Origin of the sequence: Nocardia huaxiensis (assembly GCF_013744875.1) — a bacterium.
GTDB classification, from domain to species: Bacteria; Actinomycetota; Actinomycetes; order Mycobacteriales; family Mycobacteriaceae; genus Nocardia; species Nocardia huaxiensis.
The window spans coordinates 1,406,434-1,426,085 of the sequence record NZ_CP059399.1 but is presented as its reverse complement, the minus strand read 5'-3'; the positions used below and the strand labels follow the sequence as shown (position 1 = coordinate 1,426,085).

Genomic DNA, 19,652 nt, shown 5'->3' with positions numbered 1-19,652 from the left:
TGCCAACTCTCGAAATTTTCCAGGGACCTCGCCCCGAACCCCCTGCTGCGGTGGTCCCTGAATCCTGTCACTCCGAGATGCGCCCCGCAGCCCCTTCATACGGATTGTGGATAACTACAGGGGCTGTGGACAACTCAGTACTTCTGCTTCGGAATGACCAGCCAGAGCACCAGGTAGAGGATGAACTGCGGGCCGGGCAGCAGGCAGGAGATCACGAACAGCAGGCGGACGATATTGGCGTTCCAGCCGAAGTACTGTGCGATTCCGCCGCAGACGCCCGCGATCCACTTGTCGTTGGTCGAGCGGGTGAGCTTGCGGGTGTTGATCGGTGTTGTCATACCTCCACTGTCCTCGGATCACGGGGCGCGCACATCGGTCCCATGACCCATTCGGACCCTGATCTTCGGCGGGGGCGGCCTCAGGGTGTCACCCTGAGCAGGGCAGAATCGCCCCGGTGAGCACCACACTTCATGCGCGCGGACTGGCTGCCGGACACGGCGAGCGAATGCTGTTCTCCGACCTCGATCTCGTGCTCGCCCCGGGGGATGTGATCGGGCTGGTGGGCGTGAACGGGGCCGGGAAGTCGACGCTGCTGCGCATGCTCGCCGACGGCAACGCGCCGGAGGGCCAGATCACGCTGAGCCCGCCGGACGCGACGGTCGGGTATCTGGCGCAGGAACCCGAGCGGATCGCCGGTGAGACGGTGCTGGAATTCCTGCGCCGGCGCACCGGGGTGGCGGCGGCCCAGGAGACCATGGACGCTGCGGCCGAACGGCTCGCCGACGGCGGCGAGGACGATTATTCGCCCGCGCTGGAACGCTGGCTGGCCCTGGGCGGCGCGGATCTGGAGCAGCGCGCCGAGGAGGTGGCCGCCGATCTCGGATTGAGCGAGAGCCTGCCGCACGGACTCGACACCCTCATGACCGTGCTGTCCGGCGGGCAGGCGGCGCGTGCCGGTTTGGCGTCGGTCCTGCTGTCCCGCTTCGACATTCTGCTGCTCGACGAGCCCACCAACGATCTGGACCTGGACGGCCTGGCCCGCCTGGAGCAGTTCGTGACCGGCGTGCGCGAACCTCTCATGGTGATCAGCCATGATCGAGAGTTCTTGGCGCGCACCGTGAATCGCATTGTCGAACTGGACCTGGCGCAGCAGCAGGTAGGCATCTACGACGGCGGCTACGAGTCGTATCTGGAAGAGCGCGCCATCGCCCGCCGCCACGCCCGCGAAGCCTACGACGAGTACGCCGACACCAAGGCGGGCCTGGAATCCCGTGCGCTGATGCAGCGCAACTGGCTCGAGCACGGCGTCCGCAATTCCCGCCGCAAGGCCAAGGGCGGCGACTCCGACAAACTGGGCCGCAAGGCGCGTGCGGAATCCACCGAGAAGCAGGCGTCGAAGATCAAGCAGACCCTCAAGCGCATAGAGCGGCTCGACGAGGTGGAGGAGCCCCGCAAGGAGTGGGAGCTGCGCATGACCATCGCGTCCGCCCCGCGCAGCGGCTCCATCGTGGCGACCCTGTCGAATGCGACTGTCGCGCGCGGAGATTTCACTCTCGGCCCCGTCACCGTGCAGGTCGACTTCGGCGACCGCATCGTCCTCACCGGCGCGAACGGCTCCGGCAAATCGACCCTGCTGTCCCTGCTGCTCGGAAAAACGCAGCCGGACACCGGATCATCGGCCCTGGGCTCCGGCGTGGCCATCGGCGAGGTGGACCAGGCCCGTGGCCTGTTCCGTGGAACCGCCACCCTCGCGGACACTTTCAGCGCTCAGGTCCCCGACTGGCCCGAGGCCGAGGTGCGCACCCTCCTGGCCAAATTCGGCCTCCGCGGCCCACATGTCCTGCGCCCCAACGACACCCTGTCCCCCGGCGAGCGCACCCGGGCCGCTCTGGCCCTGCTCCAGGCCCGCGGCGTCAACCTGCTGGTCCTCGACGAACCCACCAACCACCTCGACCTCCCCGCCATCGAACAACTCGAGCAGGCCGTCGAATCCTTCGATGGCACGGTACTTCTCGTCACCCACGACCGCCGCATGCTCGACACCGTTCGCGCCACCCGCCGCTGGCACATGGACACCGGTCAGCTGACCGAGCGACAGTAGCGATCATTCGACGATGATCAGGCCGGGTCGATACCGGCGCATCGCCGCGAAGATCTCTTCCTGCGGTGCGCCGAGCATATTGAGAGGCAGATTGACCGCGCCGTACCCGAGTTTCTGGTTGGTCTTGCCCAGTGTGCGGACCCACCAGGAACTCCGCTCCAGATACGCCCGGGCATCACGCAGACTGATCTGGATGTAGTGGTTCTTCGAGAACGCCGAGGTCCGCTGAGCCATGGGCCGGACGGAAGCGATCTCGTCCCAGCCGATCCGGCCCAGCTGGCGGTGGTCGAGGCCGGTGTCGGTCAGCGTCAGTTCCGGGCTGCGGCGGACCAGCCGGACCACGAAGAACAATGCTCCCGGCCCGAACAGCACCACGCACAGGACGGCGGCGACCTTCGGGAACAGGGGTGCGTCGGCAATGCTGAGGATCCCGAGCCCGATCGCGACGAAGACCAGGCACACGAGGGTCATCAGCGACAGTCGCAGGACCGACGGCGTGAAGGTCGTCGCTGCTCCGGAGGGCTCTGGCGTCATGAACCGTACGGTAGCAACAGCAAACCGTACGGTTCCGGCGGCACGGGGCAGGCGTCAGACCGCGGCGACGAGTTTGGCGAGGTCTTCGGCGAGGCGATGGGCGGCGTCGGAGTCGGTGGCTTCCACCATCACGCGGACGAGTTGTTCGGTGCCGCTGGGACGCAGCAGGATTCGGCCGGTGTCGCCGAGTCGCTGCTCGGCTTCGGCTACGGCCTCCTGGACCGTGGGGGCCGCGGCCACGGCGGCCTTGTCGGAGACCGGGACGTTGATGAGGACCTGGGGGACGGTGTGGACGATGGCGGCCAGATCCGCGAGGGAACTGCCGGTTTCGGCCATGCGGGCCATGAGTTTGAGGCCGGTGAGGACACCGTCGCCGGTGGTGCCGTACTTGGGGAGGACGACGTGGCCGGACTGTTCGCCGCCGAGGGTGTAGCCGCCGTTGCGGAGGTCCTCCAGGACGTAGCGGTCACCAACGGCGGTGGTGCGCATGGTGATTCCGGCTTCGCGCATGGCGATGTGCAGGCCGAGGTTGCTCATTACCGTGGCTACCAAGGTGTTTCCGGCGAGTTCGCCCGAATCACGCATGGCCACAGCGAGAACCGCCATGATGGCGTCGCCGTCGATGACATTGCCCTCGGCGTCGACGGCCAGGCAGCGGTCGGCGTCGCCGTCGTGGGCCAGGCCGAGGTCGGCGCCGTGTTCGCGAACCGCGCGCTGGATCTGCTCCAGATGCGTCGAGCCGCAACCGTCGTTGATATTGAGGCCGTCCGGTTCGGCATTGATGGCGATGACGGTGGCGCCCGCCTCGCGGTAGGCGGCCGGGCCGACCTCGGAGGCGGCGCCGTGCGCGCAGTCGACCACGACGGTGAGGCCGCTCAGATCACGGCCGGTGGCCTCGACAAGGTGCTCCACATAGCGTTCGTGGGTGCCCTCGATGCTGTAGTGCTCATCGCCGGGGAAGGTGTGCCCGCCCAGGCCGGGGTGGCCGAGGATGCGGCCGATGCCCGCGCCGGTGGGGCGGGTGAAGGCGCCCTCGGCGACGAGCGCCTCGATGCGATCCTCGATGGTGTCGTCGAGTTTGTGGCCGCCCGCGGCGAAGATCTTGATGCCGTTGTCGGGCATGGGGTTGTGCGAGGCGGAGATCATCACGCCGAGGCAGGCGTCGTAGACGCTGGTCAGGTAGGCGACGGCCGGAGTGGGCAGCACGCCGACCGAAAGCACGTTCACACCGGCCGAAGTCAGGCCCGCGGTGACCGCGGCCTCCAGCATCTCGCCGCTCGCGCGCGGGTCACGACCGACCACCGCGAGCGCGCGCTTCTTGCCCCGACTGAGCACCTGCGCCGCCGCAGCCGAAACCTGCAGCGCCAGTTCCGGACTCAGCGATTCGTTCGCGAGCCCGCGGACTCCGTCGGTACCGAACAAACGTCCCATTACCTCAACACCCCTGCGTGGTCGGTAGATACAGCACGAGAGCAGACGCCCGGCCGCGAAAACCGCTGCGGGGAGCCTGCTCTCGTACAGGTTGCCGCGTAGACCGTACCGTGCCCGGACCAGTGGAGGGCCGGGCACGGTAGGGCATACGGCGATAAATCAGCGCTTCGAGTACTGAGGCGCCTTACGGGCCTTCTTGAGGCCGTACTTCTTGCGCTCGGTGGCACGCGGGTCACGGGTCAGGAAGCCGGCACGCTTGAGGGCGGGACGGTCGTCCGGGGTGACCTCGATGAGGGCGCGGGCGATAGCCAGACGCAGGGCGCCGGCCTGACCGGACGGGCCGCCGCCGACCAGGCGGGCGTGCACGTCGAAGGTCTCGGTGCGCTCGACGGTCACCAGCGGGGACTTCACCAGCTGCTGGTGCACCTTGTTCGGGAAGTAATCCTCGATGGTGCGGCCGTTCAGCACGAAGTTGCCGGAGCCCGGAACCAGGCGGACGCGGACGACGGCTTCCTTGCGGCGGCCGACGGTCTGCACCGGACGGTCGATGACGACCGGGGCGAAGGAAGTCTCGGCGAACTCGGCCTCGTAGCCGTCGCCCTCCTCGACAACCTCGACGCTGGTGTCCTCGACGACGTAGTCGTCGTTGAATTCCTCAGGAGCGGTCACTGGGCCACCTGCTTGATCTCGAACGGGATGGGCTGCTGAGCGGCGTGCGGATGCGTCGGGCCCGCGTAGACCTTCAGCTTGCCGGCGATCTGGTTGCCCAGCTTGTTCTTCGGGATCATGCCCTTGACCGCGCGCTCGACCAGACGGTCGGGGCGGGTGGCCAGGATCTCACCGACAGAGCGGGACTTGAGACCGCCCGGGTGCCCGGAGTGGGTGTGGATGTACTTGTCCTGCCGCTTGTTGCCGGAGACGGCGACCTTGTCGGCATTGATGATGATGACGAAGTCGCCACCATCGACGTTCGGAGCGTAGGTCGGCTTGTTCTTGCCACGCAGGATGTTCGCAGCCTGCACGGCGAGACGGCCGAGCACTACGTCAGTGGCGTCGATGACGTACCACTTACGGGTCACGTCACCCGCCTTCGGGCTGTACGTAGGCACAGTCGTTCCCTGTCTGTCGTAGGTTTTGCCAGCCAGGCGCGTGGTCGAGCTGATCCCCGGCGGCCGGTGGAGACCCGGGGGCTCGTGCGACAACCGGGAGAACCCGGCCGTACCGCACGCCAACGAGCCACGATACCAGCGGGCTACCGCCGGGCTGAAATCCCCCCACGCTCGGGGAGGCTCTCAGGGGCTTCGCCCCCGAACCCCCAGAAGATCGGAGCGTGGATCGCCCCGGAACTCCCACGATTCGGCGGCTCAGATCCGCATCGGCGGGCCGGGGTCCACGCCTCGGATCGGGCCGGGGATGGTGTAGCGCAGGGTGTCTATGCCGAGGCGCAGGCAGTCCTGGGCGGTGACGGGGGCGATGCCGGGGCTCGGCGGGGTGGCCGCCGGTGGGGTGAGGACGCAGGAGTCGCGGACTTCCACGGCATTGCGTTCCAGGGACGGCCAGTCGCCGAAGGCGGTGATCGTGGGCGCCGGGAAGGGATCTGCCGAGCGGAGGTCGAAGCTCGCGGCGCCCAGACTCGCGGCGGGGGCGGCGGCGGTTCCGGCCGTGTGTTCGGGGCCGACGATGCTGTCGGGGGCTCCGATTTCCGGTGTGGCGCCGGATAGGTGGGCGGGCTCGGGATCGGCGTGCATGCCGACCGCTGCCAGGGCTGCCGCTCCGACCACGATGGGGGCACCGAAGAGGTTGTCCTTCATCTTGTTCCAGAGCTTGCCCTTGCGGGGTTTGCGGTCCCCCTCGGCCTCGGAGGTCGAATCCGGCTGCCCAGCGGCATCTTCCGGCACTTGCGAACCCGAGTGACGCGCACCACCAGACGGCATCGACCCACCGTACATCGGACCGGCCTGACCAGGAGCGTTTCCGGAATGCTGACCGTATCCGGAGCCTTGCGCGCCGTAGCCGCCCTGGCCGTAGCCGCTCGAAGCCGAACCGCCCGGCCCGTACTGACCGGGAGCGGTGCCCTGCTGCTGACCGGGGGCCGCGCTGTGCTGACCGCTCGGCGCACCGTACTGCTGGCCGTAGCCGCCACCGGCGGGACCCTGAACCGGGTACCCACCTGTCGCCGGGCCGGATTGCGCACCGTGCGCCGGATTCCCGGGAGCCGCGCCCGGCACCGGGTAGCCACCGGTGTTCGGACCCTGCGACCCTGCCGAGTGGGTGCCGGGCACCGCCTGCTGCGGCCCGCTCTGCTGCCCGTATCCCGCGGCGCCTGCGCCCGATTGCGGGGTACCGGCCGCCCCATAGGCCGCGGCCTGCCCTCCGGGTTCCTGCCCGGATTCCGGGCGGCCCATGACGGTTGTGGCCCGATCATCGGCCGGAGTGCCCGGCGGACGGGTGAACCGGCCACCGACACCGGCGAGCCCCGGCGGCAATCCGCCACGCGAAGCGACGGGAGTCGACGCCAGTTCGTCAGGTGAAACCCGTTGGGTCTGTTCGAATTCCACCGGATCTCCGGTGGCGGCAGCGGCAGCCGGGGCAGGCGTGCCCAGCGGCGGCGTACCGGCCGGATTGCCCAGCGGCGGGGTGGGCGGTTTCGACGCGGCAGCGGGCTCCGGCGCTTCGCGCGTGATACGCCGCGTCGGCTCGGCGACGTCGGCACCCGGCTCCACGCCGGGCGTGACGTGACGAGGACCCTGATCGACGACCGGACCGGGCGGCCTGGCCGCACTCGGCTCGGACCGGTCCAGGCCGGGCGCGGGGTACCCCTGCCCGTGGGCGGACGAAGACGGCTGCGGCGCAGGCGAAGCAGCCTGCGGCACAGGAGAGTTCGCTTGCGGCGCGGGCGAATCCGGTAGCTCTTCGCCTTCGCTGTCGGAGACCAGCAGATGCGTGGCGCCGAGGACCACGGCGTGCATGGGGTGGTCGGCGACCTGGAAGCGGTGGCCGAGGTGGTTCTGGAAGGCCAGGCGCAGCGCGTCGTTGAAGCAGACATTGCCGGTGAGCAGCACCGTGGAGGTGTCGGCATTGATGGCGCGGGCGGCGGCCATCACCTCGATGACCACATTGTCGGCGGCGCGGGCCTCGTGCAGCGCGGCCTCGGTGATGGGCACGCTGACCGATTCGGTGGGCTGATCGTCGTCCCCGTGCACGGCGACCACCAGGCATTCGCGCCCGTCGGAGTAGACGCCGGTGGCGCCGACCGCCGGTCCCCGCCCCGCGGCACGGACGATGCCGAGCGCGCGCACATAACCGGACAGCGCCACGGATTCGGGCAGCGGTTCGGCCACCACGCCGAGTTGTTCGACCAGACGGGCGAATTCGTCGACCTTGGCGTCGGGCCATTCGTCGGGGAACGGCAGCGCGACCACTTCGGCCGCGACGCCGAGATATTTGGTGATGGCGGACAGCGGGTTGTGCATGCGGGCCCGGAACACCAGTTCGGCCGGCCAGGTCGCGCCGGCCACCACGATCTGCGGGTGGCCGATGATGTCGCGCACATCGGAGATGGCGATGCCGACGTCGGGACGTCTGTCCACACCCGCGGTGTGCAACCGGCCGGACGCGTCGGCCAGCAGGTAGGCGGGTGGTGTGTAGGTGCCTTCGACCTGGACGGGACGGATCGGCTTGCCGCCGCCACCGGCGGCCACCGACACCACATCCCAGCCGAGGTGCACTGCACCGACTCGAGCTGTCACGCCCACCAGTGTGCCTGCTCACCGGTCAGGGCGCGCGATCGAACCGACTTCACGCACCCCCACACCACTCGCGCGTGTCTCCGGACCTGCGATGCGCCCGAACCGCTCGGCCGCACGACGAGTTCGCTCATGCCGCCGACTTCTTCAGGCGCAGGCGCGACCACGTGAACAACGCCAGCACGATGCCGATCACCGCGAGCACGCCGATGTCGAGGTACCAGATTCCGGCCTTGTGCTGCCAGAGCTTGTCCGGTTGCGCGGTCGCCAGCAGTTCCCGGATATCGACCGTCGAGGCCGCGGCGGCGTACCCCCAGCGCGCCGGGAACAGCCACGAGATCTGGTCCAGCACAACCCGGTCGGTGACCTGGATCATGCCGCCCGCCATCACCAGCTGCGCCATGATGACCAGCACCAGCAGCGGCATCACCTGCTCGTTGGATTTGGCCAGCGTGGACAGCAGCAGTCCCAGCACCACGCAGACCACCGCGGTCACCGCGATGTCGACGTACAGCTCCAGGCTGCCGATCGGAATCACCGAACCCTTTTCGGGCCGCTTCTTCACCGCCAGCACGATCGCGCACATGACCGCCGACTGCAGCAGCGCCGCGAGACTGAACACCGCGATCTTCGACATGAGGTATGCGCCGGAACGCAATCCGACCGCTCGCTCGCGGAAGTAGATGGCCCGCTCGCCCACCAGATCACGCACGGTCAGCGTCGAGCCCATGAAGCACGCGCCGAGCGTCAGCACCACGAGCAGCTGCTGTGTCTCACTGCCGCCCTTGGGTCCGATGGTGCCGCCCTGGGATTCGAGCGGCCCCATCTGGAATCCGTTGCTGCCCGGCACAACCAGGGACAGCCCGCCCAGCACGAACGGCAGGATGAGCAGGAACGCGAGATATCCGCGGTCGGCCAGCACCAGCCGCAGCTGCCGTCGCACGAGCGTCGAGAACTGTTTGACCGCACTAGATTTCGGCGGCTTCGCACGTTCGGACTGTTGCGCGGCGGGCGGCGGCGGCACGAACGACTGCCGGGACCGGAAGTTCGCGAACGCGCGATCCGGATCCGCGGCCACCCGGCCGAAGATCTCCGCCCAGTCGCTGGTCCCCAGGAACTCGCCGACGCTGCCCGGATGCCCGCAGAACGCGGTCTTGCCGCCGGGCGCCAGCAGCAGCACCTGATCGCACATGTCCAGGCACGCAACGGAATGCGTGACCACGATGACGGTGCGCCCGGCGTCGGCCAGCTCCCGCAGCATGGTCATGACCTGACGGTCCAGCGCCGGATCCAGACCGGAGGTGGGCTCGTCGAGGATGAGCAGCGACGGACCGGTCAGCAGCTCCATGGCCACCGACGCGCGCTTGCGCTGACCGCCGGAGAGCCGGTCCACGCGGGTGTCGGCGTGCTGGGTGAGCGAAAGTTCGTCCAGCACACCGTCGATCACGCGCTGCCGGTCGGCCTTGCTGGTGTCGGGCGGCAGACGCAGTTGTGCGGCGAAGCCCAGCGCCTGCTTGACGGTCAGCTGCCGGTGCAGCACATCGTCCTGCGGCACCATGCCGATTCGGGAGCGGAGCGCGTCGTATTCGGCGTGCAGATTGCGGCCCTCGAAGGTGACCACGCCCGCCGATGGCTGCGTGGTGCCCGCGATGAGCCGCGACAGCGTCGACTTGCCCGCACCGGACGGGCCGATGAGCGCGGTCAGCGAACCGCGACCGGCCTGCATGTTCACATCGACGAGCAGTTCCTTGTTGCCCTCGACGGTGAACCCGATGCCGTGCACGTGCAGGCCCTGTTCGGCGACCGGCCGCTGCCGGTGCACCAGGGTGCCCTCCTGCACCACGAAGTCGACATTGCCGATCGTGACGGTGTCGCGTTCGCGCAGGATCGCGCGCATTTCGCGGCGGCCGTTGACGAAGGTGCCGTTGGCCGAGTTGAGGTCCTCGATGGCCAGGCCCTGGCGGTCGGCGATGAGGCGGGCGTGCCGGCGCGAGGCCATCGGATCGTTGACGACGATCTGGTTGTCGCTGGTGCGGCCGATGTGCAGGCCGCCCGGCGGGACCTTGTCACCACGCGCGATGGCGGCGGTGGAGGCGCGGGCGCGCACCGGCGGCAGCATGGAGAAGTCCGCGCGGGTGGTCATGTTGATATTGACGCCGCCATCGGCCTGCGGGGTCGCCGGATTCGACGGCGGGCGCTGGGTGTCCACATGCTCGGAGGACTGACCGGGGCCACGCGAATGTGCTTGCGCGGGAGTCGGACCCGTCGACGGCTGCCCGGGGGCACGCTGGCCGGGCGGCTGCTGGCCGGGGAGCTGCGACTGGCCCGGCGTGGACTGCTGGCCCGCGCGCGGGCCCTGCGTCGGCAGACCGGAGCGATGCTGCGCACCGGAGGGCTGATTCGGCGGCCACTGCTGTCCCGCCTGACCGGGATGCCCCTGCTGCCCGGGTGCGCGATGCCCCTGCACCGGCGGCTGCCCCTGCGAAAAGGGCGACTGCGCTTGCGGATTCGGCTGACCCGCCGCGAACGGCTGACGCGGCTGCCCCGGCTGACCCTGCTGCCCTGCGGAATACGGCTGACCGCCCTGCCCCGGCTGACCGTGCTGGGCGGGCTGAGCATGCTGCCCGGCCTGCCGCTGCCCGCCCTGCCCCGGCGCGAATGGCTGTCCCGCCGGCCCGCCCGGATACTGCTGTCCCGGTTGCCCGAACTGCTGCCCCGGCTGCTGATGCCGCGGTTGCGAAGATTGCGGCGTCCCCGGCCGCTGCCCCGGGAATCCCGGCGCACCACCGGCCCCCGCCGCCTGCGGCAGCAGATGCAGCAGCGGCCCGCTGATCGCATCCCCGAGCCGCACCTGTGTGGGCCGGTTGATGACGACCGGACTGTTGATTCTGCGCGCCTCGACGAAAACACCGTTGGTGCTGCCATTGTCGGTGAGCATCCAGCTGCCCGCCTCGTAGACGAGGGTCGCGTGCACGCGGGACACCAGTGGGCTGTCGACGAACAGCGTCACTTCCGGGGCGCGCCCCATGGTGATCCGCTGACTTGCGTCGAAGACCCGTTCGGTTCCATCATGACGCACGGTGATCTGCTGCGCCCCCGGTGAAGACATGGCCGCATAATATGCGAAGCCCCGGGATACGGCGTTGTGCTCATTGGCCATTTACCCGCCGCTCGGGGTGGTGAACCGGGTTGGCCTGCGAGGGAGTGAAGGTGGCGAGACGCCAGGGGGCGGCGGTCCTCACGATTCTGACCCTGCTGGTCGTGCTGCTGTCCGGATGCACCCGGACGGTGGACGGTCGCGCGGTGTCCATCTACGACGATCCGTTCAAGGTGGCCGGGCTGCCGACCACGAGCGGCCCGAACGGGCCGCGATCCGGGGTGCCGGACAATCCGGCGCAGGCCGAGAACAGCGACGGCGGCGAGGTGGACCGGCTGGTCATGAATGCCATCGAGGACATCGAGTCCTACTGGCAGGCCGAGTACCCGAAGAACTTCGAGGGCGACTTCGTGAAGGCGTCGAAGCTGGTGTCCTGGAGTGCGAAGGCGCCGCGTTCGCAGGATGTGAAGTTCTGCGACGAGAGCACCTACCGGTTGGTCAATGCCGCGTATTGCCGCCTGGACCATTCCATCGGCTGGGACCGCGCGGTGCTGCTGCCCGCGGTGGAGGAGACCTTCGGCAAGATGTCGATGGTGATGGTGCTCGCGCACGAGTACGGGCACGCCATCCAGAACATCGCCAATATCGTGACGCGCAAGACGCCGACCCTGGTCAAGGAGCAGCAGGCCGACTGTTTCGCGGGCGCGTTCATTCGTCATGTGGCCGAAGGCAATGCGAAGCACTTCACCATCAACACCTCGGACGGTTTGAACCAGGTGCTGGCGGCGACCGTAGCCATTCGTGACGACAATCCGGATGATCCGGACAGCGTGCACGGGTCGGCGTTCGAGCGGGTGACGGCCGTGCAGATCGGGTTCACCGACGGAGCCGAAGGCTGCAAGGCCATCGACATCGACGAGATCGAGGGCCGGCGCGGCAAGCTGCCGCAGAGCCTGCAGGGCGACGACGGTCGAGGCGAATCCGAGGTCGGCAGAGCCAATCTCGACGAACTGGCCAAGGCGATGGCCTCCATCATGCCCATCGCCAAGGAACCCGAATACCGCTACGACACCGCGAAGATGAACTGCCGCAACGGCAAGGACACGATTCCGGTGACGTACTGCCCGGCCAGCAACACCATCGGCACGGATATCGACGCGCTGAAGGAACGCGGGATATCGAACGCAGACGAGCAGGATGGCTTGCCGGTCAAGGTGACCGGTGATTTCACGGCGTACGTGGTGTTCATCTCGCGGTACACGCTCGCGGTGCAGCGGGCCGCCGGACAGGCGCTCACCGGGGCCAAGACGGGGTTGCGGGCGGCCTGCCTGTCGGGCGTGATCACCGCGAAGCTGTCGGACCCGAATCGTTCTGCGGCGGACGGGAATATCAGCCTGTCGGCGGGTGACGTGGACGAGGCGGTGTCGGGTCTGCTCACCGACGGGCTGGCGGCCAGCGATACCGACGGAAATACGGTGCCGAGCGGATTCGCCCGCGTGGACGCGTTCCGGGCGGGCGTGCTGGGCGACCAGAACACCTGCGAATCACGTTACGCTTGACCGCCGCTGCGCACGGCTGAGTGCCGTCGGCGAGTGGCCGAACTTCACCCGAAGGGCGGCGGGGCGACCGGTTCCAAGCGCAGCACGCGGTTGCCGAGCATGACCTCGGCTCCGGCGATGAGCGCCATCGGCTGATTCGGTTGCAGCCGAACCCAATCCCGGTATCCGGGCAGCCGGACCCGGGTGCCGTTGGTGGAGCCGCGGTCGACCACCGTGACATCCCAGTTCACCAAACGGAATTCGGCGTGCGCGCGGGACATGCCGCCGGAGGTGTCCTCGATCCGCAAGGGCACCAGGCCCGCTCGCGCCGCCTCCGAGTTCTCCGGATCCCGGCCCACGACGGCGTCGGAGGCCAGCATGTAGGTCATGCCGTCGTCGAGCACGAGCATGCCCAGCGGTGGGCGGATGACCTCGGACACCTGCTGGGTCTGATCGACCGGCATGCCGCACACGGTGCAGAACGCCGCGCGCGGATCACTGGGATGCGCTCGCGCGCACTTGAATCCGAGCACCTTCACGGTGAGGGCGTTGGCCTTGGCGGTCTGTTCGAGCCGACGCTGTAGATCCGGATCGGGTTTGGGCGCGGGGTTGGTGCCGCCCATCTCGGTGGGTGCGCGGTGCGGGTCGAATCCGCTCGTGCCATTGGGTTCCCGGCGCACCAGCCCGCTGGTGGGAACCTCGTCCGGGTCCTCGTCCGGGTCCTCGTCGGGGTCGAGATCCGGTTCGGCGGTGGCGTTCTCGAAATCAGCGAGGAAGCCGGACGGCAGGCTCGCCGAGGTCTTGGTGGGAGTCAGGTTGGGGTCCAGCGGAATTCGCTCGGGCTCCGGATCGTAGGAGGCGGTGGGCGGGGGCGGCTCCACCGGTCGCGGCGGGTCCGCGACGGGCGTGCGCTCGGCCACCGGATCACCCTCGAACCAGACGATGGCGCCCGACGCCTGCGCGACACCCGCTACGAGCGAACCGATTCCGCGTTCCGGCAGTTCCGGCGCGCGCCGCCGGCTCTCGTCGATGAACAGCGCCGCCGCCCGCGACGGGGGCTCGGCGACCCGGTCCACGGTGAACGCGGCGTCACTGCCCCGGTAGTACTCGACCTCGTCCCCGGCGAGCACCGCGGTGACCGAACCGTGCAGGAAGATGGCCAGCCCGCCGGTGTCGGCGGCGGACAGAATGCCGAATTCGATGGCCTCCCCGGGCGATATGCGTTCGGCGTCGCGCATGAGCCAGCGCGTGGCCTGCCGCGCCACCAGCCGGCCCGGCCCGTCCGGGGCGTGTTCGCTGGCCTCGGCGACCAGTTCGGCCAGCGCGCGCGAGGCCACCATGGCCCGGGAGTCCGTGCCGAGCTTCCCCCGTTCCCGATGCGCGACCAGGATCACAGCGCCGGCCGTCCTGGTGATCACATGGTTGCCCGCGACAACTTCGACCTGCCGATCCATCAACGGAACCGGCCCCAGGAGTACGCGCGGCACGGGACGTTCAACACATGCACCAGGTTACGTGGGCGTCCGACGTTGCGTCCGGCCTGCTCTTCGACGATGAGTGAGGCGGGTGATCATGCCGCGGCGGCGTTCTCCGACGGACTCCGGACGCGGCATTCGTCCGCTACCTTGTATGCACGTACGGGAGGAACGAGGACCTGACATGGTTCGCATATCGCGCAAACCACTCTTCGTGGCATGCCTTTCGATTACCGCCCTGCTGGCGACCGCCTGCATGAAGATCGACGGCACACCGGTCGCCGCGGAGCTCGACGTCCGCAAACTCGAGGTCGGCAAGTACGAGGTCTCGCAGTTCAGCTATGACCAGGACCCGGGCAAAAAGGCAGCACTGCTCGAGGGCTTCCGCATGTCGGAGGCCGTGGTGCCGACGGTCCGCATCGATTCCTCCCTCACCCACGGCGGCATCGGCCGCGCCACCTCCGACACCGCCGACGCCACCGACACCGCGCTCGCCGACGTCTCCACGCCGGTGCTCGACCGCAACCGCATGCTGGCGGCCTACGTGGTCGGCGGCAGCGACCGGGAGCCCGACGCCACCGGCGAAACCAGCGTCATGAACATGGTGATGCGCTTCCCGGACGCGCAGGCGGCGAAGACCGCCGCGCGCGAACTCGAGGACGTCGACTTCAATGTGGCCGCCGACATCAACAAGAAGCTCACGCTGAGCCAGTACCCGGACGCCTACATCCACTGGCGGCCGGGCGTTCCGAATATCGGAACCTTCATGGCCTACAAGGAATTCGTGATCTCGCTGCTCGTCGTGCGGCCGTCCGCGGATGAGCAGGACCTGCTGAGCTGGGTGCGCAAGACCCTGGACGCCCAGGTGCCGCAGCTGGACAAGTTCACCCCCACCCCGGAGAGCAAGTTCTCCTCCCTGAAGGTGGATCCGGACAATCTGCTCTCGCGTGTGGTGGTGAAGGATCGCCCCACGAACGGCAAGGGCACCCTCGACCCCATCCTGTTCGCCGTCTACGGCCCCACCAAGCTCGTTCAGAACGCCTCCAACGAATCCGATATCCAGAAGGCCGTCACCGACAGCGGCGCCGACGCCGTCGCCTTCAACGAGGACTCGGCGGTCGTCCGCACCCGCGACGCGGGAGGCGCTCAGGTCATGCTGAGCGCGCTGGTCGCCGACGAGAGCGACCACTACGACTCGCTCCCCGCCCCCAATGACGTCCCCGGCGCCAAATGCGTCAAGCTGAACAGCAAGGGCGACACCCAGACCGAATACAAGAACCGCTGCTACGTGGCCTACAAACGCTTCATCGGCGTGGTCAGCAGCGATTCGGAATCCGATGTGCGGCAGAAGATCGCGGCCCAGTACGCGCTGCTGGCCAACAGCATGTAGCGGCTCCGAGCGCGGTAACCGCAGGTGATCGACTCGGACGAGATCGGGTCGCTCCAGTAAGCTCCGGCTGAGCACCAGCCAGCCGAACCGATCAGGAGCGCCCCGCATGACGATGAGCCCGGGCACCATCGTCGGCGGCTACCGCATCATCCGCGTCCTGGGCGCCGGCGGCATGGGCACGGTGTACCTGGCCAAGCACCCGTCCCTGCCGCGCATGGACGCGCTGAAGGTGCTCTCCGGCGACCTGTCCCGCAACCCCGAGTTCCGCGGCCGCTTCGAACGCGAAGCCAATGTCGTTGCGGCCCTGCACCATCCGAACATCGTCGCCGTCCACAATCGCGGCGAGGAGAACGGTCAGCTCTGGATCGCCATGCAGTACGTGGACGGCACCGACGCCTCCGCCGAAGCCAAACGCGACCCCGCCGCCATGACACCGCTGCGCGCCCTGCGCATCACCACCGAAATCGGCAAGGGCCTCGACTACGCCCACCGCAACGGCCTGCTGCACCGCGACATCAAACCCGCCAACTTCCTCCTCACCACCGACGGCGACGACGAACGCGCCCTGCTAGCGGACTTCGGCGTAGCCAAATCCACCGAGGACACCACCGAACTGACCCAAACCGGCAGCTTCGTAGCGACCGTCGCCTACGCCTCCCCCGAACAACTCGCCGGCGACCCCCTCGACCACCGCTCCGACATCTACAGCCTGGCCTGCGCCTTCTACCGCCTCCTCACCGGCCAGAACCCCTACCCCTCCACCCAGCCCGCCATAGTCATGGTCGGCCACCTCCAAGAACCCCCACCCCGCGCCACCGCCGTCAACCCCCACCTCCCACCCGCCATCGACCACGTCTTCGCCATAGCCATGGCCAAGAACCCCGCCGACCGCTACAACACCTGCCGCGATTTCACCGACGCCGCGACGAACGCCCTCATCCCCGGCCACAACCCCACGGGAACCAACACCTCCCCCACCTACCCGATCCAGGTGGCCCCGCCGAGCCTGCAGGCCCCGACAAGCCGGACAGCCACCCACGCAACAGCTTTCACGGGCCACTCAATGGCGCATACGGCACAGTCCGGCACCGCTCCGACCATGCCACCCGGAAAACCGAAGCGCCGCAAGGGGATCTATTTGGGCATCGGCGCGGCCGCGGTGGCGGCGGCGCTGGCCGTCGGCATCGGTGCGGTGGTCACCCGGGGCGACGCCGGTACCGACGTGGCCACAGTCACCACATCCGCTGCGGCAGTGAGCAATTCGGCGACCACGCTCGAAGACGCACGCAAGAATAATCCCGCGTTCAACGGCAAGGTCATCACCATGATCGACGTGCCGAAGCAGCTGGAATTGTCGATCTATCTGGGCGGCACCTCACAGACGAACTTCCTGGAGCAACTGGGGTTCGTCTACAACTTCAACTACGCGCGCAACGGTGATGAACCCAATCCGCGTCCCGATTCGAACAATTGGCAAGATCTACAAGCAGCCGAAAGCAGCTACCTTCTGGTGATCCGCAGCGATGAGGACGCCGGGGGTGGCGGCCTCATGGGGCTCGGATCCCGGATCACCGGTACCCGGGCAACGGTCATCGCGGTCGACGATCCCGCGGTCGTCGCCGCGGTCCGCACGTGGAGCCCCGGCTCGGAGAAGGTGCTGCTCGACAAGCTGGTGCCGATCCTGCGAAAGACCGTGAAGTAACCGAAGTTTTCTCGGAGGGGGAAGAATGCGACGAGCGACGGCCATGCTGGCTGCCGGTTTGACGGCTGCTCTGATCGGAGCCACGGGATGCGGATCACCATCCGATGAACCGGCGCCCGCGCCCGACGTCGATCTGAGCAAGCTCGACGTCGGCAACTACAACACCACACCGCGCGAAATCCAGAAATCCGTCTTCGACCGGGCCCGTTTCTCCGAGGGGCAACGGCTGAGCAGCGTGGTGCCGCTACCCATGGACATCGATCCGCGGTTCACGATCCAGCACGGCGTGGCCAATCCCTATCAGGTGCTCGCGTTCATCAATGTCGAGAAGGGGCTGGGCAAGTCGGCCACAGGATTCGATTCCAACGGAAACGGATTCATCGCCGGCTTCCGTTCTTCGGCGTACTCCGACAGCGATATCGGAATCGGCCTCACACTGGCCGTTTCGGTTCTCCTGTTTCAGGACGAGCAATCGGCGGCCGCTGCGGCGACAACCCTTGCCGATCTGCGGCTGTCGCAGACGGACGCCGCAGAGCGCGTGCGGATCGACAAGTTTCCCGCCGCGCTCGTCCAATGGAAGCCCGGGTCGCCGGAGATCGAAGGCTTCCTCGCCTCCGGCCGGTATGTGATCTACACGCACAACAAGGACTACGCGAAGGAAAGCCTGCGCGACGAGGGGATTCTCGCGGTGCCGCCCGATCTGCCGGCCATGACCAGCCTGGTCATCAAGAGCCTCGAAACCGTGCAGCCCCGGCTCAGCGCCTTCCAGCCGACGCCTTACGATCAGTTGGCCGACCTCGCCCTCGACCACGACGGCATGCTGGGGCGCTCCCTGCAGAAGCCCGACGACGAGAAGAAGCGCGATGCCGCCGGTCTTTACGATCGCGTTGGCGGACTACATCTTTCGATCGATCCGGCCAAGGACAGAACCCTGTTCGACGAGACCGGCGTCGACTGGGTCGCCAATCACGCGGGTCTCGTCTACCGGGCCAAGGACGCCGCCTCGGCGCAGCGCATCACCGCCGATCGCGCGGTGGTCCCCCGCCTCTATCGACGTGCCGACTCACCGCAGAATCTTCCCGGTGCCAAGTGCCGCGAATTCCGCGGTTCCGACATGTTCATTCCGCGCTTCCACTGCACCGTCACCTACGACCGATACTCGGCGGAGTCGTGGTCGAGTCAGCTGACCGATGCGCAGCAGCGAATTTCGGCGCAGTATGCCCTGCTCGCCAATGCCGATGCCGAATAACCGGCCGGAAGACTTCAGCGAGGTTCACGAATGATGTTCGAACGCATGCGCCTGCCGATCGTCACCGCGGCCGTTCTGATGGTCACGGGTTGCGCCACCATCAGCGGCACGCCGGCCCCGGGCGAGATCGACGTACGCACACTCGACGTCGGCAAGTACTCGATCGAGCCGATCGACACCTATCAGGATTACGGCCACAGTATCGACCGCGGCCGGACACTCGCTGTCATGCGACTGTCCGACAACGTGGTAACCGGCCTCGATATCGATCCGATCCTGAAGTACGGCACCGGCGTTCAGGAAATCACCGATATCAATGATCCGACCTACAAAGACCCCTATCACCTGGAAAAGGTGCTGAGCCAGGCAGGCTCCGACGCCGCGCAGCGCAATGGCGCCATCTTCGGTTTCGCTTCCGGCAGTAGCGACACGGTGCCGGTGGACAGCAGCGTTCAGCCTCCGGGGGTCCGGGTCACGGTCACCGTCCTGCAGTTCCTCGACAGCACGGCCGCCAAGAACGCCGCTGCCGAAATCGACAGCGCCGATTTCGATGTGGCGAAGGAGGAGAATAGATCCGTTGCGCTGCAGAAGTATCCGGCGGCGCACGCGCACTGGAGGCCGGGCACCCCTACCCTGGGCGCCACCATCGCGCACGGCCAGTACATCGTGAATGTCTTCGCCTCGACGATGGAGGCCGATCTCACGGCACTCACGGGATGGGCCGAGAAGGCATTCGCGGCGCAACTTCCCCTGCTGGATACGCTGAGTCCGCTGTCGCCCGAACAGATGCAGCGGCTGGAGCCCGACATGGACATGATGCGGCGGGCGCTGGCGCCCCTGAAGACCGGTGTGCCGATGATGGGCACCTCCGCCAGTCAGTCCATGCGCGGATTCCTGCACTGGCAGAAGGACCGTGAGGCCGCGCGGCAGCTGTACTCGGCCGCGAGTGTGGACCGCTTCGCACTCGTCGACGCCTACACCGGCACCTACGAGACCGGGAAGGGCAACGCCTTCGCCTTCACCAAAGGCATTGGCAGATCACTGGATGGGCTGATCATCGCTCGTGCCGGAGATGAGCGATCGGCGCAGTCCCTATGGGAAGAGATTCTCGACGCCCCATCCGATGCGTCGAAGAATCCCGCCGGGGTGCCCGACGTCAAATGCGCCGACCAACCGGCGCACGGTTCGGTGAATCAGTTCGCATGTGCTGTCCGGTATCGCCGATATGTCGTGCTCGCGTGGGGTGCCCAATTGGTGGACCTGCAGCAACGCACCGCCGCGCAGTACGCACTGCTCGCCAACAGCTACTGACGGCCACCGCCGGCGCACATATGCGATATTCGACTCACAGGTAGCGCTGGCCGATCATGGTTGGGTACGGTGTGGGAC

General features: G+C 67.8%; 14 protein-coding genes. 6 read left to right on the top strand and 8 right to left on the bottom strand.

Annotation, left to right across the window (positions count from 1 at the left end):
- Nucleotides 1-134: 134 nt before the first annotated feature.
- Nucleotides 135-338 carry a PspC domain-containing protein gene (locus H0264_RS06355; RefSeq protein WP_181583096.1) on the bottom strand — a complete coding sequence of 68 codons (204 nt, stop codon included), beginning with the start codon at nt 336-338 and terminating at the stop codon, nt 135-137.
- Nucleotides 339-505: 167 nt separating this feature from the next.
- On the opposite strand from H0264_RS06355, the gene H0264_RS06350 reads away from it, so the two are divergent.
- Nucleotides 506-2,101, top strand: a complete 1,596-nt coding sequence (locus tag H0264_RS06350; protein WP_420832081.1) for an ABC-F family ATP-binding cassette domain-containing protein — start codon at nt 506-508, stop codon at nt 2,099-2,101.
- 3 nt (nt 2,102-2,104) lie between these two features.
- Here H0264_RS06350 and H0264_RS06345 read toward each other — a convergent pair whose 3' ends face one another.
- The 6 genes from H0264_RS06345 to H0264_RS06320 form a co-directional block, all read right to left on the bottom strand.
- Nucleotides 2,105-2,635 (bottom strand): STM3941 family protein, encoded by a 531-nt coding sequence (locus tag H0264_RS06345; RefSeq protein WP_181583094.1) that lies wholly within the window; start codon nt 2,633-2,635, stop codon nt 2,105-2,107.
- 54 nt (nt 2,636-2,689) lie between these two features.
- Entirely contained in the window at nt 2,690-4,066 is a 1,377-nt protein-coding gene (gene glmM / locus H0264_RS06340) for a phosphoglucosamine mutase (RefSeq protein ID WP_181583093.1), read from the bottom strand.
- 159 nt (nt 4,067-4,225) lie between these two features.
- Entirely contained in the window at nt 4,226-4,735 is a 510-nt protein-coding gene (rpsI, locus tag H0264_RS06335; RefSeq protein WP_181583092.1) for a 30S ribosomal protein S9, read from the bottom strand.
- Nucleotides 4,732-5,175 (bottom strand): 50S ribosomal protein L13, encoded by a 444-nt coding sequence (gene rplM / locus H0264_RS06330; RefSeq protein ID WP_181583091.1) that lies wholly within the window; start codon nt 5,173-5,175, stop codon nt 4,732-4,734. The genes rpsI and rplM overlap by 4 nt, the downstream gene beginning before the upstream one ends.
- Before the next feature lie 255 nt (nt 5,176-5,430).
- On the bottom strand, nt 5,431-7,815 hold the full coding sequence (locus H0264_RS38450; protein WP_244976115.1) for a hypothetical protein: 2,385 nt from the start codon (nt 7,813-7,815) through the stop codon (nt 5,431-5,433).
- Nucleotides 7,816-7,942: 127 nt separating this feature from the next.
- A complete protein-coding gene (locus tag H0264_RS06320) occupies nt 7,943-10,921 on the bottom strand; it encodes an ATP-binding cassette domain-containing protein (protein WP_231084133.1) in 2,979 nt (992 codons plus the stop codon).
- Between the two features lie 101 nt (nt 10,922-11,022).
- Between H0264_RS06320 and H0264_RS06310 the strand changes: the two genes are divergently transcribed.
- Nucleotides 11,023-12,468, top strand: coding sequence for a neutral zinc metallopeptidase (locus H0264_RS06310; RefSeq protein WP_420832039.1), 1,446 nt, complete (start codon nt 11,023-11,025; stop codon nt 12,466-12,468).
- A gap of 44 nt (nt 12,469-12,512) precedes the next feature.
- Here the strand turns inward: H0264_RS06310 and H0264_RS06305 are convergent, their stop codons facing one another.
- A complete protein-coding gene (locus H0264_RS06305) occupies nt 12,513-13,901 on the bottom strand; it encodes an FHA domain-containing protein (protein ID WP_181585326.1) in 1,389 nt (462 codons plus the stop codon).
- Between the two features lie 205 nt (nt 13,902-14,106).
- Between H0264_RS06305 and H0264_RS06300 the strand changes: the two genes are divergently transcribed.
- The 4 genes from H0264_RS06300 to H0264_RS06285 all read left to right on the top strand — a co-directional run bounded on the left by H0264_RS06300 (nt 14,107) and on the right by H0264_RS06285 (nt 19,574).
- Entirely contained in the window at nt 14,107-15,312 is a 1,206-nt protein-coding gene (locus H0264_RS06300; protein WP_181583089.1) for a DUF7373 family lipoprotein, read from the top strand.
- 106 nt (nt 15,313-15,418) lie between these two features.
- The gene (locus tag H0264_RS06295; protein WP_181583088.1) at nt 15,419-17,014 is read left to right on the top strand and encodes a serine/threonine-protein kinase; all 1,596 of its coding nucleotides are present in this window, start codon (nt 15,419-15,421) and stop codon (nt 17,012-17,014) included.
- A gap of 25 nt (nt 17,015-17,039) precedes the next feature.
- Entirely contained in the window at nt 17,040-18,263 is a 1,224-nt protein-coding gene (locus H0264_RS06290; RefSeq protein WP_181583087.1) for a DUF7373 family lipoprotein, read from the top strand.
- A gap of 30 nt (nt 18,264-18,293) precedes the next feature.
- Complete coding sequence (locus tag H0264_RS06285; protein WP_181583086.1) at nt 18,294-19,574, top strand: DUF7373 family lipoprotein; 1,281 nt, start codon at nt 18,294-18,296, stop codon at nt 19,572-19,574.
- Nucleotides 19,575-19,652 lie beyond the last annotated feature (78 nt).

Excerpts from the sequence above, each read along its gene's own strand:
- H0264_RS06355 (WP_181583096.1), bottom strand. The coding sequence starts at position 338 with ATGACAACACCGATCAACACCCGCAAGCTCACCCGCTCGACCAACGAC.
- H0264_RS06350 (WP_420832081.1), top strand. The coding sequence starts at position 506 with ATGCTGTTCTCCGACCTCGATCTCGTGCTCGCCCCGGGGGATGTGATC.
- H0264_RS06345 (WP_181583094.1), bottom strand. The coding sequence starts at position 2,635 with ATGACGCCAGAGCCCTCCGGAGCAGCGACGACCTTCACGCCGTCGGTC.
- glmM (WP_181583093.1), bottom strand. The coding sequence starts at position 4,066 with ATGGGACGTTTGTTCGGTACCGACGGAGTCCGCGGGCTCGCGAACGAA.
- H0264_RS06320 (WP_231084133.1), bottom strand. The coding sequence starts at position 10,921 with ATGTCTTCACCGGGGGCGCAGCAGATCACCGTGCGTCATGATGGAACC.
- H0264_RS06305 (WP_181585326.1), bottom strand. The coding sequence starts at position 13,901 with ATGGATCGGCAGGTCGAAGTTGTCGCGGGCAACCATGTGATCACCAGG.
- H0264_RS06300 (WP_181583089.1), top strand. The coding sequence starts at position 14,107 with ATGGTTCGCATATCGCGCAAACCACTCTTCGTGGCATGCCTTTCGATT.
- H0264_RS06295 (WP_181583088.1), top strand. The coding sequence starts at position 15,419 with ATGACGATGAGCCCGGGCACCATCGTCGGCGGCTACCGCATCATCCGC.
- H0264_RS06290 (WP_181583087.1), top strand. The coding sequence starts at position 17,040 with ATGCGACGAGCGACGGCCATGCTGGCTGCCGGTTTGACGGCTGCTCTG.
- H0264_RS06285 (WP_181583086.1), top strand. The coding sequence starts at position 18,294 with ATGATGTTCGAACGCATGCGCCTGCCGATCGTCACCGCGGCCGTTCTG.